Source organism: Thermococcus nautili (assembly GCF_000585495.1).
In the GTDB taxonomy this organism is placed as follows: Archaea; Methanobacteriota_B; Thermococci; order Thermococcales; family Thermococcaceae; genus Thermococcus; species Thermococcus nautili.
Map to the genome: position 1 here is coordinate 1,153,415 of NZ_CP007264.1, position 16,576 is coordinate 1,169,990.

15 protein-coding genes are annotated in these 16,576 nt (G+C 52.4%); 7 read left to right on the forward strand and 8 right to left on the reverse strand.

Translation table 11 applies throughout. The features are described from left to right. Positions 1–39 precede the first annotated feature (39 nt). The 3 genes from BD01_RS06360 to BD01_RS06370 are packed head-to-tail and all read left to right on the forward strand — an operon-like array spanning position 40 to position 3,355. Positions 40–1,155, forward strand: a complete 1,116-nt coding sequence (locus BD01_RS06360; RefSeq protein ID WP_042691075.1) for a glycosyltransferase family 4 protein — start codon at positions 40–42, stop codon at positions 1,153–1,155. Further along, positions 1,156–2,139, forward strand: a complete 984-nt coding sequence (locus tag BD01_RS06365; protein ID WP_042691077.1) for a glycosyltransferase — start codon at positions 1,156–1,158, stop codon at positions 2,137–2,139. Next, positions 2,117–3,355 carry a glycosyltransferase gene (locus BD01_RS06370; protein ID WP_042691079.1) on the forward strand — a complete coding sequence of 413 codons (1,239 nt, stop codon included), beginning with the start codon at positions 2,117–2,119 and terminating at the stop codon, positions 3,353–3,355. Before BD01_RS06365 ends, BD01_RS06370 begins: the two co-directional genes overlap by 23 nt. Here BD01_RS06370 and BD01_RS06375 read toward each other — a convergent pair. From BD01_RS06375 to galU, 3 genes are read right to left on the reverse strand one after another with little or no spacing between them, the layout of a single operon-like run. Further along, on the reverse strand, positions 3,352–4,575 hold the full coding sequence (locus BD01_RS06375; RefSeq protein WP_042691080.1) for an ATP-binding cassette domain-containing protein: 1,224 nt from the start codon (positions 4,573–4,575) through the stop codon (positions 3,352–3,354). The two genes, BD01_RS06370 and BD01_RS06375, sit on opposite strands and share 4 nt — an antisense overlap. A gap of 1 nt (position 4,576) precedes the next feature. Further along, positions 4,577–5,632 carry a glycosyltransferase family 4 protein gene (locus BD01_RS06380; protein ID WP_042691081.1) on the reverse strand — a complete coding sequence of 352 codons (1,056 nt, stop codon included), beginning with the start codon at positions 5,630–5,632 and terminating at the stop codon, positions 4,577–4,579. Between the two features lie 5 nt (positions 5,633–5,637). Then, positions 5,638–6,477, reverse strand: coding sequence for a UTP--glucose-1-phosphate uridylyltransferase GalU (galU, locus tag BD01_RS06385; RefSeq protein ID WP_042691082.1), 840 nt, complete (start codon positions 6,475–6,477; stop codon positions 5,638–5,640). 80 nt (positions 6,478–6,557) lie between these two features. Here galU and BD01_RS06390 point away from each other — a divergent pair, with 80 nt between their 5' ends. Continuing rightward, on the forward strand, positions 6,558–7,598 hold the full coding sequence (locus tag BD01_RS06390) for a glycosyltransferase family 4 protein (protein ID WP_042691084.1): 1,041 nt from the start codon (positions 6,558–6,560) through the stop codon (positions 7,596–7,598). Between the two features lie 3 nt (positions 7,599–7,601). Here the strand turns inward: BD01_RS06390 and BD01_RS06395 are convergent, their stop codons facing one another. Both BD01_RS06395 and BD01_RS06400 read right to left on the reverse strand, forming a co-directional pair. Next, the gene (locus BD01_RS06395; RefSeq protein ID WP_042691085.1) at positions 7,602–8,885 is read right to left on the reverse strand and encodes a UDP-glucose dehydrogenase family protein; all 1,284 of its coding nucleotides are present in this window, start codon (positions 8,883–8,885) and stop codon (positions 7,602–7,604) included. A gap of 32 nt (positions 8,886–8,917) precedes the next feature. After that, entirely contained in the window at positions 8,918–10,465 is a 1,548-nt protein-coding gene (locus tag BD01_RS06400) for a flippase (RefSeq protein ID WP_042691087.1), read from the reverse strand. 102 nt (positions 10,466–10,567) lie between these two features. Here BD01_RS06400 and BD01_RS11060 point away from each other — a divergent pair, with 102 nt between their 5' ends. Together BD01_RS11060 and BD01_RS06410 are read left to right on the forward strand one after the other, a co-directional pair. Then, a complete protein-coding gene (locus tag BD01_RS11060; RefSeq protein ID WP_051482173.1) occupies positions 10,568–11,542 on the forward strand; it encodes an FkbM family methyltransferase in 975 nt (324 codons plus the stop codon). 86 nt (positions 11,543–11,628) lie between these two features. Continuing rightward, entirely contained in the window at positions 11,629–12,432 is an 804-nt protein-coding gene (locus BD01_RS06410; RefSeq protein ID WP_042691088.1) for a PIG-L deacetylase family protein, read from the forward strand. On the opposite strand, the gene BD01_RS06415 is transcribed toward BD01_RS06410, so the two are convergent. Genes BD01_RS06415 through bgaS form a run of 3 tightly spaced genes read right to left on the reverse strand, consistent with a single transcriptional unit; the run spans position 12,425 to position 14,537 of the window. Continuing rightward, positions 12,425–12,874 carry a type II toxin-antitoxin system VapC family toxin gene (locus BD01_RS06415; protein WP_042691090.1) on the reverse strand — a complete coding sequence of 150 codons (450 nt, stop codon included), beginning with the start codon at positions 12,872–12,874 and terminating at the stop codon, positions 12,425–12,427. The two genes, BD01_RS06410 and BD01_RS06415, sit on opposite strands and share 8 nt — an antisense overlap. Positions 12,875–12,876: 2 nt before the next feature. Continuing rightward, positions 12,877–13,086: a hypothetical protein gene (locus BD01_RS06420; protein WP_042691091.1), complete on the reverse strand. Its 210-nt coding sequence runs from the start codon at positions 13,084–13,086 to the stop codon at positions 12,877–12,879. Continuing rightward, positions 13,083–14,537 (reverse strand): beta-galactosidase BgaS, encoded by a 1,455-nt coding sequence (gene bgaS, locus BD01_RS06425; RefSeq protein ID WP_042691092.1) that lies wholly within the window; start codon positions 14,535–14,537, stop codon positions 13,083–13,085. The genes BD01_RS06420 and bgaS overlap by 4 nt, the downstream gene beginning before the upstream one ends. A 202-nt stretch (positions 14,538–14,739) precedes the next feature. Between bgaS and BD01_RS06430 the strand changes: the two genes are divergently transcribed. Beyond that, on the forward strand, positions 14,740–16,575 hold the full coding sequence (locus BD01_RS06430; protein WP_042691094.1) for an ABC transporter substrate-binding protein: 1,836 nt from the start codon (positions 14,740–14,742) through the stop codon (positions 16,573–16,575). Position 16,576 lies beyond the last annotated feature (1 nt).

Sequence of the window (16,576 nt, forward strand, 5' to 3'; positions counted from 1 at the left end):
TAGATGGTCTTATAAACGTTAGCGGACAACCATGTGGCGATGGAGAGCCTCAGGATAGCCTTCGTCTACGACGTCATCTATCCCTGGGTCAAGGGAGGGGTTGAGAAACGGATTTACGAGCTCGCGGTCAGGTTAGCCCGGTTTCATGAGGTCCACGTCTACGGCTACAAACACTGGGAAGGAAAAGATGAAATCGAGCGGGATGGGATTCACTACCACGGTACCGTTCGCGTTGGCAACCTGTACTCCGGCGGGAGGCGTTCAATCATTCCTCCCCTCCTCCACTCGCTCTCGCTCGTTTCCCGGCTCAAGGGCGAGCGCTTCGACGTCATAGACTGCCAGGCGAGCCCTTACCTCCCAGCTTATTCGCTCAGGGTTCTCAAGGAGAAGAACGTCTTCATAACCTGGCATGAGTTCTGGGGAGACTACTGGCTCGACTACCTCGGATGGGCCGGTTTAATCGGGAGAGCCACTGAGAGGGGCCTGTTCTCCTTCGAGAGGCACATCTCGGTCTCCCAAAAGACAAGGCTCGACCTCTTAAACGCTGGCCTCAGGAAGCCAGTTTATCTCGTTCCCAACGGCATAGATATTAGCCTGATTCGCTCGGTGAAGCCGTCGTCGCTGGAATCGGATTTTCTCTTCGTCGGCAGGCTTATCCCGGAGAAGGGGGTTGACTTCTTCCTGCGCTCCTTAGCTTTACTCAGGCGCGAGTTCCCGGACTTCAGGGCGCTCATAGCCGGCGACGGCCCCGAGAGGAGGAAGCTTGAGCGCCTCGCACGGGAACTGGGAATCGGTGATAACGTCACATTCACGGGGTTTTTGAAGGATTACAGAGACGTCATCGCGCTCATGAAAGCGTCGAGGGTCTTTGCGTTTCCATCCCGGAGGGAGGGCTTCGGCATGGTCGTCCTTGAGGCTATGGCCTCGGGCCTTCCGGTTGTCACAGTTGAGCACACGATGAACGCTTCCATGCACCTCGTCGAGAACGGCAAGACAGGCTTCGTCGTCCCCATAAACGAGGAATCCTTCGCCAGGGCGTTGATGCTCGCCCATGAGAACTCCGCGAGGCTTGGAGGGATTGCGGGGAGAAAAGCCGAACGCTACGACTGGAACGAGGTCGTTGAGGGGCTCCTTGCTGTCTACAGGGGTGGTTGAATGAGGGTTTGCCTAATCGTCCGACGCCTGAGCACCAAGGCCGGTGGAATAGCGGTTTACACCCGCAACTTAATCAGAACCCTTGAGCGTGAGGGGCACGAGGTTGAACTATCGTCCGGCGAGAGGTTTTCATACCTTCTCTGGCAGTTCTTCAAGGTTCCCCTCTGGCTCGTCCGCTCCAGGTGCGACGCCTACCATGCGGTTGGTGTTATAGAGAGCATAACCCTCCCGCTTTTCAAGCCAAAGGCAGAGAAGAGGGTAACCATCCACGACCTCATCCCGCTGAAGCACCCGAGGAAGGGACTCAAGGGCCTCTTCGAGCGCTTCTTCATTCGCCTCGGCCTTCTCTCGGCGAGGAAATGCGATGTGATTTATGCTGTCTCACACCTGACGAAGGTTGACCTCGTCCGCTTTGCGGGAATCCCGGAGGATAAGATAACCGTCATTCACCAGCCGATAGACGAGCGCTTTCTCATCGAACCGCCCCGCGCTGGAAAGTTCCGGGAGCCGGGGAAGTTTATGGTGGGCTACATTTCAAGGATGGACTACCACAAGAGGCACGCCCCCCTCGTTGAACTGTTTAAGCAATGGGACAATCCGAACGCGAGGCTCCTTTTAGCTGGAACCGGAGAGGAGTTCGAACGCGTTAAAAAGCTGGCTGAAGGTGATGAACGGATAAAGCTCCTCGGCTTCATACCCGATGAGGAGCTGGTTGATTTCTACGACTCGCTCGACGTCTACGTCCACGCCTCAAAGTACGAGGGCTGGGGCCTGCCGATTGTTGAAGCGCTGGCGAGGGGAAAGCCGGTTATCGTTTTCGACGATGCGGAGATACCGAAGGAGGTCAAGGAGTTGTGTTTGAGGGTCTCTTCACTCCGATTTATGGAGGCTCTAGAGGTGCTCTATCTGAACAGGAAAACCCTGAGAAAGCTTCTTGCCAGAAAGTCCCGCGGTGGTGACGATGAGATTCCTGTTCGTGAGTGAATATTACCCCCCAATGCATATGGGTGGGGCGGAGATAAGCCTTAAACTGCTTGTTGAGGGACTCGCCGAGCTTGGTCATGACGTTACCGTGTTGACGCCCAACTACAGTTCCCCTTCCACCTCGGTTGAGAGAATGGAGCACCTTCGCGTGATAAGGTTCAAATCCCCAAGAAGGCTCCTGTTCAGGGAGAGGGCGAGAAAGGCCTCCTCCGAGGCTTACAGGGGGAACAGGCCCCTCTTTTATCTTCAGCTTGGGCAGTACATCAGGTTCTCGTCCGCGGAGCTCATGAGGAGGACGATGGAGCTCCTTAGGAGAGAGGATTTTGACGTTGTTCACGCCAACAACCTCGAATCAATTCTGGCGGTTTCTCAAATTGAAACCAACGCCCTGAAGGTTGCCCATCTCAGGGATTTTGCCCTCCTCTGCTGGAACAGGGGACTAAACAAGGGGGGAACCCTGTGTCCGGGCTGTTCAGCTGAGCAGGTGCGCGAATGCATGGGTGCAAGGCTAACCGCGCCGCTCCTCTCGTATCAAATTCACCGCAGAAGGGCGGTTCTGGAGAACTTTGACGTCCTTATTGCCATAAGCGAGTTCGTAAAGGGTCAGTTCATGAGGAGGCTGGGGATGAAGTCTTCCAACATTAACGTTCTTTACAACCCAGTTGGGGATAGAGTTCTCTCAAATCTCTCAAAGGACGAGGCAAGAAGGTTACTCGGGCTTCCTGAGGATGGAAAAGTTGTCCTTTTCGCCGGAACACTGAGCGAGATGAAGGGGGCCCACTTGGTACTCCGTCTTGCTGAAAGGCTTCCTGAGTATCTCTTCGTTGTCGTCGGGACTGGTCCCCTAAGGAGTGCCTTTGAAAGTTCCCGTCTGCCTAACCTTCTTTACGTGGGGTATAAACCAATAGAAACCCTGAGGCACTACTACAGGGCTTCCGATGTTCTCGTGGTTCCATCGCTCTGGCATGAGCCCTTTGGCAGGGTGGTGGTTGAGGGACTTGCCAACGGGAGCTTTGTCATAGGGAGCAACAGGGGGGCTATTCCAGAGGTAATCCGCTGGGCGGGTGGAGGTGTGGTTGTTGAGCCCGAGGTCGAGAGCATCGGCAGGGCCGTTGAATCGTATTTTGACTCCCCCGTCTCAGTAGAGCGCGCCAGAAGGCGGGTGTTGAAGTACTCAGAGGAGTATTCCCTGAGATTCACAAGGTTGATGCGCTAAAGCCTCTCAATGATGGCGTTCATGACTTCCTCAAGGGCTCTCTCCTTTGAGTCACTCTTCACCCTCAGGTCGAAGACGTTGCTCATGAGCTCAAAGTCCCTCAGCTGGTTTTCAATAAGCTCCCTCGACAGTCCCTTTCTCCTTTCAACGAGAACGTCGGGGTCGTTGTAAACGTAAACCACGAGCGTTGGCTTAGGGAGCAGTTTTGATAGTGTTCTCGTCAGGCCCTTTGATGCGTTTGGGGAGGTTATGAGGTCGTAGAACCATCTGTCAGTAACGACAAGCTTGTATTTTAGCCTCTTCGGATAGATACAGAGCGTTCTGAGCAGGTATTCGATGTAGTAGATGAAGGGTATTACCAGACGAATAGCTCGGGAGTTATACCGCACTATCTCCTTTTTCCTTCCTCCATCGACTGCGGTCTCGACGTTCTTTGCCTCTTTTTTTGCCTTGCTTCTTGCCCAGTTCAGGGGTTTGAGGCATCTGAAGGTATATCTCCCTCCATACTCGTAGTAGGGCTTGAACTTTCCTTTCTTTGCAACCTCTACCACTGCCTTTGCGAGGGTCGTCTTCCCGCTTCCGTTGGGTCCGAGGAAGACCACGTGGGGTGCGGGGTGAAAGAGCCTCCAGAACCAGCGCAGGGTCTTGAAAAGGGTGTTCCTTCCAAAGTACAGTCCCCGGGTAAGGGTGTGTTTCAGTCTGTGTTCGGGCTTTAGCTCATTGAAACGTTCTCCCTTGAGCTTGTCCACGAGTTCTTTGCTGTTCCTGAAGTAAACCCGTAGGTAACCCTCAAGCCTGTTGAAATCAACGCGCGGAAGGTGCATTTTCATGTACTTCTCGTACTTGGTAATCGGCTCCCCCAGCCCAATGCGATAGATGTAGTAGAAAACCTGTCTCGTTGGGTCGAGCCAGTAACTTTCCCCGAAGCCGAGTATCTCTTGGGAAACTCCCTCATATTTTCCAAGGTGGACATCAAGGAGGATTATATCGCCGCTTCTGTAGGTAACGTAAAACCTCTTCCATGGGGGGAACTTAGAAAGGAATCTGAAGCCCATCTTTCTCGCGATTTTATCGAACTTTTCGGTATCTTCTCTGTGAAGGCACAGGTCAATGTCTCTCCCCTCGTCTATCCAGCGTTCATCGAGGAAGAAGAACCTAACGTTTTCCCGCCTGAGTTCTTCTGCCATATCAAGGATGAACTCAACGTTTGACTTCTCCATGTTAATCACCGATTTCTTCATAGAGGTTTAGATAAGACTGGAGCATGGTTCTTTCGTCGTAATTTTTTCTAACAAGGTGTTTTGCACGCCTCCCTAGTTTCTTCCTGACCTTGGGATTCTCTATCAGGTACTGAACCTTCTTCACGAAATCGGCAACGTTACCTGGCTCTGCGTAGAGGACGGCGTCTTCTCCAGCCTCCTTAAGGTGTTCTATACTGGACGTAACCACCGCCACTCCACAGGCCATCGCTTCGAGCAGAACGAGAGGCGTTGCTATACTCGACAGCTCGTGCCTGTATGGAAGAATCAGAACGTCAATGGAAGAGTACATGGCTTTTAGGTCCTCCTGGGGTCCCTTAACCTCGATGTCCCCGTCAGTTCCCGTAAGTTTTTCGGCTTTAATCCTTGCGGGATTCGAGAGGAACAGAACCTTCCTGACGCCCTTCAGTTTCTTCATAATCTCGACTACCTCAAGGATGCCCTTGCTTGTGGAGGGGTGACCAACGTATCCAATGGTTATGCTTCTTTTCCTTTTTTTGGGACACTCTTGGAATTTCCTGAGGTCTATTCCTATCCTGATAACCCGTCCGTTTCTAGCCCCTATCCTCCTGGCCGTATACCTGTTTGAGAACACTGCCACACTAACGGTCTTCTCAACGAGCGACCTTATGAATGCAGTGGGCGTTGAACATACAGCCATTGTGAGGGCTGTTCTAATGATTATGTTCTTCAGCGAGTTTTCTCTAATCTCCGGATTCCGAATTCTCAGAAAATCGAGTGTGTCCCTAAGCACGTTCAGGGGGTTCGTTTTCAGGTTGGAGTACAGGGAGTAAATTTTACGCTCTTGGGGGAGCTTTGAATATTTTATCAGCTCAAAGATGCCGGAGGAGTTAATATGGATGATTGAGCAGTTCTCAAGGTTCGTCGAGACAGGTATCCCAGATTCCTGAAGGAATCGGTAGAGGCGGGCTATCATCTTCGTTCTGCCCTCGTGCTTCTTGTTGGGCTCATCGAAGCTGGGTGCAACTATACAGACCTTTCCCCTTTCTTTAGCCATGAATTTCACCCTACCAGTCCGAAAACCCTTCCAAGCTCCATGTTGGCCTTTAACCATCCTTCGGGTGTCCCGACGTCGTATCTCCTCCCTTCTATTATCCTAGCGTACATACTCGCTCCACCCTTCACAAGAATCCTGAGGGCATCTGTGAGCTGTATTTCTCCCCTCTTGTCCGGCTTAACCTCCCGCAGGGCGTCGAAGACCTCTGGTGTTAGAACGTACCTACCAACAATCGCAACGTTACTCGGGGCTTCCTCCTTTTTCGGCTTTTCAACGAGGTCCCTAACTAGGTACAGGCCATTCTCGATGTTCTCAACGTCCACAATGCCATACTTTTCGACGTCTGCCCATTCAACGGTTTCCACGCCGAGAACTGGTGCCTTGAACCTGTCATAAACCTCGACCAACTGGCCGATTCCAGGTCTCTCACTCATGATAATGTCATCTCCTAGGAGAACGGCGAAGGGCTCTCCGTTTACGTGTTTCTCCGCGTGGAGTATTGCATCTCCAAGGCCGAGGGGCTTCTTCTGCCTGACATAATAGATGTCAACCATTTCGCTTATCTCCCTAACGAGCTTGAGCTCCCGTTCCTTTCCCCTTTCCCTGAGGTAGTACTCCAGCTCAAAGTTTCGGTCAAAGTAGTCCTCAATTGCCCTCTTTCCCTTTCCCGTTATTATAAGAATGTCATCAATGCCTGCCTTAATAGCCTCCTCGACAACGTAGTGAATAACCGGTTTGGTGCCCACTGGTAGCATCTCCTTCGGCATTGACTTGGTTATCGGGAGCATTCTCGTACCGAGGCCTGCGGCAGGTATTATCGCCTTTTGAATCTTTGCTTTTCCCACGAGTTTTCACCTCGCCATTTTATACTCTTGTACCAAATATGTTTTATAGCTATCTCCAACTGGATACTCTGGCGAGTGTTATGAAAGTAATAGCCTCCCCAGCGTATAGCAATAGGTTGTTAAATCCATACAACTACCTCCTCTATAGCCATGTCTCAAAGTTTGGGGTTGAAGTAGAGGACTTCTCGGTGTCTCGGATTTTGCTAAGCCGCTGGAATGTATGGCATCTTCACTGGCCCGAGGGTTATTTAAACAATCCATCACTTTTAAAGGCTAGTTTGTTTACAGAAGGTCTGTTGGCCCTTTTACGCCTTTCCCGGAAGCGGGGAATTAAAATAGTCTGGACCGTCCACAACTTGCGTTCTCATGAGCGCTATCATGAGCTTCTCGAAAACAGATTTTGGAAACACTTTACGAGTCTTGTTGATGGGTATATTGTACTGAGTGAAACTGGACGTAGAGAACTTCTAAAACACTATCCCCACTTGGAAAACGTCCCTGGTTTTGTTATTCCCCACGGACATTACAGAGGTGTGTACCCCAACGAAATCTCCCGCGAGGACTCTAGAAGGTTGCTGGGTTTGCCTTCTGATGCTGTTGTGATATCATTTATTGGTCAGATTCGAGCTTACAAGAACGTCCCGCGTCTAATGGACGTTTTTATGGAGCTCAGCGATAACAACGTCTATCTTGTCATAGCAGGTAAACCTAGGAACTCTGAGATTCGTAGTGTTATAGAGCATAAGGCAAGACTTTGTCAAAGGATTAGGCCATATTTGGGATTTATCCCTCCTGAAAAAATCCAAATTTTCTTGAATTCTGCAGATTTAGTCGTTTTGCCTTATTCGGAGATTTTCCACTCTGGAACAGCGTTGCTGGCGTTGTCCTTCAACAGGCCAGTTCTGGTACCCAATCGTGGTGCCATGTATGAGCTTCAGCGGGCTGTTGGCAGGAAATGGGTGATGGTTTACGAACCCGAATTAACACCAGATACTCTGGAGCATGCTATAAACTGGGCACTTAAAACTACCCGCTCGAGGGAGGCACCTTTATCCAAGTTTGAATGGGAAAATATAGCGAGGGAGACAGTGAATGCTTACCGCGTGATACTCCAAAAATGAGCCCTACCAGCATACCCCCTCATAAATTTCAGCCGTCTCCTCGGCCTTCCTTACACGCCTCCCGTCAATCACGATTTTCCCAGAGTAATCCAGCTCCTCAAACTCCCTCCACTCGGTTACAATGAGAACGGCATCACTCCCCTCAAGAACTTCTCTTCCAGAGCTCGCGTACTCTATCTGCTCACCAACGTCCGGATAAAAGCGCTTGAAATTCTCCATTGCCTGTGGGTCGTAAGCAACAACCCTCGCACCCTCCTCAAGGAGCTTCTTGATAATAACATACGCCCTCGTCTCCCTAACATCATCCGTGTCCGGCTTAAACGCCAAACCGAGAACGCCAATGGTCTTACCCCTCAACTCGGGGACATGCCTCCTGAGGAGCTCAATCAACTTCAACGGCTGCCTCTCATTAACCTCAACAACGGCTTTAAGGATGATGGGATTCTCTCCAATTTCTTCCGCCTTCCTGATGAGTGCCTTAACGTCCTTCGGGAAGCACGAGCCACCCCAACCAATTCCCGTCCTGAAGAAGTACGGACTAATCCTATGGTCCAACCCAACACCCTCAAACACCTTCCACGAGTCAATGCCAAGCCTCTTACAAATGTTCCCAATCTCATTGGCAAAGCTAATTTTTGTTGCCAGGAAGGCGTTTGAAGCGTACTTAATCATCTCAGCAGTCTTAATGTCCGTGAAGAGTTTAGGCGCGTCAATAGGCGCGTAAAGCTCCCCCAAAACCTCCCTCGTCCGCTCATCCAGGACTCCAATTACAATCCTATCCGGGTTGAGGAAGTCCTTCAAAGCCACGCCCTCACGCAGGAATTCAGGATTCATCGCAAGGCCGAAGTCTTTGAAAGCCTTTTTGCCCGACTCCCTTTCGATTATGGGTTTAACAACATTCTCTGTTGTCCCGGGAAGGACAGTGCTCTTGACGACGACAACGTGATAGTCATCCTTCTCGCGGAGGGCTCTTCCGATTTCCCTCGAAGCCTGCTCGACGTAGGTCAGGTCGATTGACCCGTCCTCGCGCGATGGAGTTCCAACGGCAATAAAAGTCACGTCCGAGTTGAGGATGGCCTCACGGTAGTCCTTGGTTGCCCGGTACTTTCCCCTGAATTCTCTCATGAGTTCTTCGAGGCCTTCCTCGTAAATTGGGGGTTGAGCCTTGTTTATCATCTCGATTTTCCTCTCGTCAACGTCCACGAAGATGACTTCGTTCCCCAGCTTGACAAAACCCATCCCAGTTACCAGACCAACGTAACCCGAACCGATAACCGAAACCCTCATCAACCACACCCTGGGAAGGTAGGGGATTAGGCTTAAAACTCTTCACGTGATGTTCTACCGAGTATCCTTATTAACCAGTCTACCGGCACGCCGTATTTCTCGCCCGCGCTCTTTATCAATTCAACGTCTTCTTTCTCGGGAACGCCCACGAGCACGGCGATTCCATAGAACAAGAGTGTTGCAACTGCAGTTGCAACGAGAGCTTGGATTATTCCAGTGACTTTAATGAAGTGGAATATTGCCAAGATGACCCCGGCATCTGCGAGGAGGAGGGCGTGCCGTTTTCCGTAGGGTTTAATCCCAGACCTTATTAAGACTGAGAGTTTGTACGTTGTTGTTGTCGCGTATGATGCGAAGGTTGCTATGGCGGCTCCAATCATTCCAAACGACTGAATCAGAGTGTAGTTTAGGAATATATTCAGCATTGCCCCCATAATGTCGCCTTTCATGTTGTCTACAGTTTTTCCCATCGTTACTAACGTCTGGATGAGAGGGCCGGCAATTGCAACGAGGGCAAACCCGAGGGAGAGGATAACGAGAACCTTAGAGGCCTCCGTGTAGCTAGGTCCAAACAGCGTTCCAATGACCTGCTCGGGATATTCAACGAAGAGGAACAGTAGGGGAAAGGTCAAGAGGACTGACCATTTAGAGGTTATAGCGTAGAACCTTTCCACGAGCTCAAGTTTGCCCTCGGCGAAGAACCCAGTAACCACTGGGGTATAAATCGTCATAAGCGCCATCACAGTCATTGAGATAAATCTCGCCAGGGGGCTGGCTGAAGTGTAAAGTCCAACCACCCCGCTTCCGAGGTAGTGTCCGAGCATCAGGGAGTCAGTCCACGTGAGAACCATGGCCACTATGTTGGACGTCAGTAAGGGGAGGGAGAAGAGAACAATAACTCCTACTAGGTCTCTGGAAAAGGAGATTCCCGGCACGATTCCTGCCCTTCTGAGGTCCCTTAGCAGCATCATCAGGATTATCAGGTACGACACGACGTAGGCAATAATAACTGACCTCAAGCTCCCTATAACGTATACCGCGAGGAATGCAAGCACCAGATACGTCAGGGGAAATCCAATTTTGCCGTAGTAGACGTATTCGCGTACCCTTTTGTACCCCTGGGCAACGGCTATGAGGGTGTTCATGAGGGCCGCAAAGGGCAGTCCCAGAAGCACGAGGGGAAGGAGGGACTTTAGCAGCTCCCTACCTTCAGGATTTGCGGTTAGCAGGCCGGCAAGCCTCTCCGTTAGTGGGAGAAGGATTGCAAGTGTCAGCGTTGATGTTATCGTTACTAGGATGAGTGTCGTTGATACGAGTTCCCCCACCCGTTTCCTGTTCTTCGTGAAGAAGTACGAGACCTGCCTTGGAAGCCCCGTTGGCAGGCCGAACATTGCCAGAACGAGTGCTATCGAAAAGACCGTGAGGGTTAGGCTATAGGCACCGTACTGTACCGGTCCGAACGTTCGTCCCACTAACGCTCTGGCGAGGAAGGCAAAAATCGCCGACGCGACGAGTCCTATTAGCGAGAGCACTCCTCCCCTTGCAACTTTCCCGAGTTCGCCCTTTATTCTATCACTCATCCCGTTTCCGTTGAGCCCGTGTCGTCTTAAACCTTTTCTTTCCTCAATATCAAAAGGGTTTTAGAGTTCACAATACTAGGAAATGGCCGTGGTGATGTTCATATGAACCTAAGAGGGATGCTCCGAGGATTTCGGTACCTGGTTTCGGAGACGAAGAACCCCCTTGAACTTCTTCGCCAATACCGCCGGGGAGGAACACTTCAAGTGAGATGCAGGGATGGTTTTGAGTTTGAAGTGGAATCCATGGATGTGTACTTTGTGTCGTCTGTTGCGGCACTGTGTAGTCTTCTTAAGAAAGGCATCGTTGAGCTTCGAGAAGGTGTTCCTGTAATTGGGGACTGCCCTGTTAACGTGAACGTTGGGGTTACGATGTTGGAAATCTCTGAGAGTTCAAGGTTCCTGTGCGTTAGTGGCGTTCCCTTCATTGAGTTCACTTATAGAGAGCCCCTTCGGTTTATGCTTCTTCCGGGGTTTATGGGACTTCAAGGCATAAAGGAGACTTTCTTTGAAGGCAACTATGGAGTCTTTGACTTCAATAAAAAGCGAGTTCTTGACGTGGGGGGATTCATAGGAGACACGACGGTATACTTCGCTAAAAGTGGCGCCAGAGAAGTCGTGGCAGTTGAACCGCTTTTCCATGAAGTTCTTGCCGAAAACGTTCGACTGAATGGAGTGGAAGAACGCGTAACTCTTGTGAAGGGAGCTTTTAGCAACGCGCCCGGAACAACGACGGTTCACCTTAATGAGAACTGGGCGGGAGCATCGTCCGAGTTTATTAATCGGCTCAGGGGAGATGGAAGGGAAGTGATAGTTCCAAACGTCCCCGCCACCGAATTTTTTGAAAAGTTTGGAGAATTTGACATTGCGAAGATTGATTGCGAGGGCTGTGAGTACCGTGTTCTGGGGGAGGTCCTCATGCATGTAACTGAAGGTGCTGTTGTTGAGTTTCACTTCTGGACGAATGAACTGAGAAACCTGTACAACAAAACGCTGGCTGAGCTCAGGAGTAGAGGGTATTCGGTTGAAGTCTACAGGAAGTCGAGTTCAGTTTCACTGGCTAGGATAATTCCCCGATGAATCTCAAAGTGCTATCCCACTGAAACCTTTTTATATTCCTGCCGTTGATTATAAATCCAGCGATGTTTATAATTGAGGTGGTGCACATGTTTGAGGACGTGAACGACTTTGAGACGGCATTCAGGAGGCTCCTCGACGAGGTTCTTGAGTTCGACCTCAGCAACCCCTTCGACGAGGTGGATAAAATCCTCTGTATCGAGCCCCATCCAGACGACTGCGTTATAGGAATGGGCGGAACGATAAGGAAGCTGACCGAGGCTGGTAAGGATGTGGTATACCTCTGCCTCACAGACGGCTCGATGGGGACGACGGACGAGAACGTGAGCGCCCACGAGCTGGCGTTAATCCGGAAGCGCGAGGAAGAAGAGAGCGCCAGAATGCTTGGCGTGGACAGAATCATCTGGCTCGGCTACAAGGACACGGAGCTCCCCTACACCGTTGAGGCGAGGAACCAGATAATCAAGGTCATCCGGCGGGAGAAACCGGACGCCGTTCTCGCCCCCGACCCCTGGTTGCCCTACGAGGCCCATCCGGACCACGTGACCGCTGGAAGGCTCGCCCTTGAGGCGGTATCGTTCTCCCCGTTGCCAAACGTCGTTCCGAGCGACGTCCAGCTCGGCATAAAACCACATCAGGTCGAGGTCTTCGGCTTCTACTACACCGCCAAGCCCAACTACTTCGTCGACATCACCGACGTTATGGAGCTCAAACTGAAAGCAGTTAGGGCCCACAGGAGTCAGTTCACCGACGATGTGTGGGAGCAGTGGGAACCGTTTTTGAGAACGATAGCGCTCTACTACGGGAAAAAAGCGGGAACGAAGTACGCGGAAGGCTTGCGCTTCATGCCCGGCTTGTTCCTGCACATAACTCCCTTTGCGGAGCTCATTTGAGTTCCTTCTTCACTATCCTTTCGAGCTCGCCGAGGAACTTCTCAAGGGGCATCGTGTCGAGGCCGAACTGCCTCATCGGCTCGTAGCGCTTCGGGTTGTCTGTTATCAATAGGCTGTTGGTGCATATCGCCGTCGATGCCGTCAGCACGTCCTCAAGGTCGAGCATGACGCCCCTCTGGAGGAGCTGGCCCTCAATTTGGGCTCCCTTCGCTATTATCCTGTCGTCGAGGGGGACTATGTTGTAGATGTCCTTGAGGACTTCAAGCTCCCTCTCGACGTTCCTCTTGAGGTAGGCCTTGGCCGAGAGGTAGCGGTAGACGGTGATGATTGACAGGGAGACGTTGAACTTGGCGAGGGTTATCTCGAGCTGTCTCTTCCTCTTGGCGGTATGCATCTTGAGGAGCGTTATGCTGTCGAATGTTATGTCCGGTGGCAGTGGCATCTTCAACTCCCCTTCTTCTTTTCGAGTATGCTAATCAGCGTTTCAGCTTCTTCCTCGTCAACGACGACGTTGTCGACCTTCTTGTCGAGCTCGACGAGGTGCCAGGTCTCTATGAGCTTCTGGAGAACCTCATCGTAGGAGCGGGCCTCTAGCTTGTCCTTGAGCATCTTAATCTTCTTCCAGGTGGTCTCGTCAACGGCTATCGTCTTCATTCCACTCCCTCCCTCACGACCTTACGGTAGGTTTCAACGCTGTTCCTCCTCGGTATGCGCTCCTTGGTTATCATATCGACCTCGTAAAGGCCGAAGCGAATCTTGAAGCCCATCGCCCACTCGTAGTTATCAGTTAGAGCCCAGTGGAAGTAGCCCCTGACGTCTATACCGTTTTCGAGCAGTCTCTTCACTTCCTCAACGTGCTCGATTATGTACCTCGGGCGGAGTATGTCCTTGGAATCGGCCACGCCGTTCTCGGTTATGTAAACCGGCCTCCCGTATTCCGCCCCCTCGGCGGTGGAGTCGTATAAACCTTTCGGATATACCTCCCAGCCGAAGTCGCTCGTCGGGTTGTTGTCCGGGGAAACGCCGTTCGGGTTTCCGGAGTAGCCGTAGCCCTCGACGCCGACGAAGGTAACCATTGGAAGCTCCTCGAAGCGTGGCTCGGTCCATTTCACGACTTCCCTCGTGTAGTAGTTGTTGCCGACCCAGTCGTTCCTCTCGAGGTGGGGAATCTTCACAGGATTCCAGTCGAGCTCCAGGTCGACCCTTCCCCTGTTCAGGGCCTCTAAGAAGAGCCTGTTGTGGAAGTAGTCGTAGTTCTCGGCCGCCTTAACGTCCCTCGCGTCGTGGGGGTTGAGCGGGTAAGCGGGGATTATGTTGAGGATTATTCCCACCGGCGCCTTCGTGTGCTCCTTTATGGCGTCGTAGGCCCTCGCGTGGGCCACCATCTGGTTGATGATAACTTTTTTGGCCGCCTTCGGGTTAAGGATTCCCGGGGGCCAGCCGACGTAGGGGGCCAGATAACCGAGCTCGACCGTAACCATCGGCTCGTCGAAGGTGGCCCAGAAATCAACCAGTTCGGAGAACTTCCAGGCGGAGTAGGCTGAGAACTTGACGAACTCGATGATGTTCCTCTCGTCAACCCAGCCTCTCGCTCTGCTTCCCTCGAAGTCGCTCCTCGTCCAGAGCGGGTCGTGAACCCATACCGGCAGCGTCTGGTGGTTCAGCGTCACGAAGGTCGTGAAGCCGAGCTTCTTCAGGTTTTTAAGGACTGCTAAGTAGTGGAGAACCTCCCTCCTGTTCGCCAGGCCATCGAGTTCCTCAAGCGCTTCCTTCGGAACCTTCACGCGCTTTATCAGCCCGTAGGAGTCCCTCTCAACTTTCACCTCGACGCCCCAGGTCGGGCAGGGGAAGATTCTGCTCCACTCGATGGTGAGCTGGTAGGCATTCAGCCCGAGGTCTTTGGCCAGGCGGTGGTCTATCTCGTAGAGCTCGTAGTTGTTTATGCCCTCCTCGGGCAAATCACCGCTCACGAGGTCGTTCTTGATGTTGAATGGGTCGCGAACCCAGTGCCACCAGTCGCTTCTGGCATCTATGTTCCGTCTGAGCGGGTCACCCATCTCGAACTGAAATGCAGACTGCACAACTCCCCAGATGAAATTGGACATGCCTGTTCACCGCTCCCCTACTTTATAACTTTGTATGAATTTGTGGTTTTCATGGTTTTTATAGTTTTTGAGTGGGGCCCGGGAACACCTTTGTAATTTGCACACAATTTATACATCCGGGGACAGTGTCGTCCACCAAAAAGCTTATATAGAATCCTCGAATGTTATAAAATTGACATCCTTTATAATGAGGTGACGAACTATGAAACGGTACCTGGCCGTGGCCGTTATGGCCCTGATGCTCGGGAGCGTTTTTGGTTTTGCTTCCGTTAGCGCCGCTTCGGACTATCCGAGGAACGAGACGCTGTACACCGCCAACAGCGCCCCGCCGACCAACGCAAACCCCTTCCAGGGTGGCAACATCATTGGTCTCGACGGTCTCATCTTTGAGCCCTTGGCAATGCTGAACTTCATGACCGGTGAGCTGAAGCCCTGGCTCGCCGAGAGCTGGAAGTGGGTCAAACCAAACGTTTTCGAGGTTAAACTCAGGCCCGGACTCAAGTGGCAGGACGGTCAGCCCCTCACAGCCGAGGACGTTAAGTTCTCCTACGAGTACTACCAGGAGATTGGCCTCAGGAACTGGACAAAGCTCGGCCTCAAGGAGATAAAGGTCGTTGACGACAGAACCGTTGACTTCATCTTCGACGGTACCCCCAACTACCAGCTCTGGCAGCTCCAGCTCTTCTACGGATGGGGACAGGGCGCCCTCATAATCCCGAAGCACATCTTCCAGAACATTGACCCCAAGCAGATACCCAAGATGACCTTCCTCGGTGACGAGAAGAAGTACCTCGTCGGTTCTGGCCCCTACAAGCTCAAGGAGGTCGTTCAGCAGCAGAAGGCCATTCTTGAAAGGAACGACGACTGGTGGGGCAACAAGGTCTTCGGCAAGCCTGCTCCGAAGTACATAATCCAGCTCTACGTTAAGGACAACTCCCAGGCCGCGAACATGTTCATCAAGGGCGACCTCGACGTCGGAACCTACTACATAGACATCGTCCAGGCCAAGAAGCAGAACCCGAACCTCGTCAGCTGGCTCGACAAGCCGCCCTACTTCCCGCCGGTGGCCCCTGTTCTGCTCTACTTCAACACCAAGAAGCCCCCGATGGACAACCCGCAGTTCAGGCGCGCCATAGCTATGGCGATAAACCCCGAGCAGATAACCAAGAACGGTCCGATAAGCGGAAAGCCCGCCGAGATTCCCTTTGGAACCGGTCTCCTCCAGAAGTGGGCCGGCAAGATAGGGCTTGACGACCTCGTCAAGAAGTACGGCTGGCAGTACGGTAACATCGCCGAGGCCAACAAGATACTCGACCAGCTCGGCATGACCAAGAACGCCGACGGCTGGAGAACCTACAACGGCAAGGTCATAGAGCTCCACCTCGTCACCTGTGCCGGCTGTTCCGACTGGATTTCGACCGCAGAGATAATCCAGAACCAGCTCAGGGCCCTTGGAATCAAGGTCGTCATTGATAAGTACGACTGGGGAGCGATGATGGACAAGTACCACAAGGGTGACTTCGACCTCGGTCTCCACTGGGCCGGAACCTTCCAGCCGACCGCCTACGCGGTTTACAACGCCCTCCTAAGCAAGGATGGTGCCGCCAACTTCGGTGCCTACTACAATGAGCAGGCCGAGAAGATACTCGACGAGTTCGCCAAGACCACCGACCCGAACAAGGAGGCCGAGTACATAAAGGAGCTCAGCGAGATATGGCTCAAGGACGTCCCGGCCGTTCCGGTTTACATGGCAACGCTCTTCTACGAGGCCAACACCAAGTACTGGACCAACTGGCCCAACGAGAACAACCCCTACGGCGTCCCGATATTCTGGGCCAAGTACGGAACCTGGGGAACGGCTCTGGCACTGCTCGGTGTCAAGTCTGCCAGCGAGGCTCCGGCAACTACCAGCCAGCCGGCAGAGGAGAAGACCACCACTCCCACCAGCTCAACCAGCAAGGAGAGCAAGGGACTCTGCGGTCCGGCCTTCATCGTAGGCCTTGCCGTCGTTCCGCTCCTGTTGAGGCGCAGAAGGTGAT